Raw genomic sequence first — 1,182 nt, 5'->3', positions numbered from 1 at the left:
TTGCACGGTGAGCTGGGTGTGGCCGCAGAGACCAGCGAGAAGCGACTGTTTACTAAAAACACAGGTCCGTGCGAAGCCGTAAGGCGATGTATACGGACTGACGCCTGCCCGGTGCTGGAACGTTAAGGGGACCGGTTAGTCACATTTCGGTGTGGCGAAGCTGAGAACTTAAGCGCCAGTAAACGGCGGTGGTAACTATAACCATCCTAAGGTAGCGAAATTCCTTGTCGGGTAAGTTCCGACCTGCACGAATGGCGTAACGACTTCTCGACTGTCTCAACCATAGGCCCGGTGAAATTGCACTACGAGTAAAGATGCTCGTTTCGCGCAGCAGGACGGAAAGACCCCGGGACCTTTACTATAGCTTGATATTGGTGTTCGGTTCGGCTTGTGTAGGATAGGTGGGAGACTGTGAGCCGGTAGCGCCAGCTATCGGGGAGTCGTCGTTGAAATACCACTCTGGTCGTGCTGGATGTCTAACCTCGGTCCGTGATCCGGATCAGGGACAGTGTCTGGTGGGTAGTTTAACTGGGGCGGTTGCCTCCTAAAGGGTAACGGAGGCGCCCAAAGGTTCCCTCAGCCTGGTTGGCAATCAGGTGTTGAGTGTAAGTGCACAAGGGAGCTTGACTGTGAGACTGACGGGTCGAGCAGGTACGAAAGTAGGGACTAGTGATCCGGCGGTGGCTTGTGGAAGCGCCGTCGCTCAACGGATAAAAGGTACCCCGGGGATAACAGGCTGATCTTCCCCAAGAGTCCATATCGACGGGATGGTTTGGCACCTCGATGTCGGCTCGTCGCATCCTGGGGCTGGAGTCGGTCCCAAGGGTTGGGCTGTTCGCCCATTAAAGCGGTACGCGAGCTGGGTTTAGAACGTCGTGAGACAGTTCGGTCCCTATCCGCTGCGCGCGTAGGAGTCTTGAGAAGGGCTGTCCCTAGTACGAGAGGACCGGGACGGACGAACCTCTGGTGTGCCAGTTGTCCTGCCAAGGGCATGGCTGGTTGGCTACGTTCGGGAGGGATAACCGCTGAAAGCATCTAAGCGGGAAGCCTGCTTCGAGATGAGGGCTCCCACCCACTTGATGGGGTAAGGCTCCCAGTAGACGACTGGGTTGATAGGCCGGATGTGGAAGCCCTGTAAGGGGTGGAGCTGACCGGTACTAATAGGCCGAGGGCTTGTCCTCA

Annotated in this window: 1 rRNA gene; it reads left to right on the top strand. The window is 56.8% G+C overall.

The window, feature by feature from the left end:
* Positions 1-1,181 (top strand): 23S ribosomal RNA (locus tag BUE44_RS35580); the annotation flags it as partial.
* Position 1,182 lies beyond the last annotated feature (1 nt).

It is taken from the genome of Actinacidiphila paucisporea, assembly GCF_900142575.1.
Lineage (GTDB): Bacteria > Actinomycetota > Actinomycetes > Streptomycetales > Streptomycetaceae > Actinacidiphila > Actinacidiphila paucisporea.
Note: the sequence above shows the minus strand (reverse complement) of the source record. Positions and strands in the feature narration are given on the sequence as shown.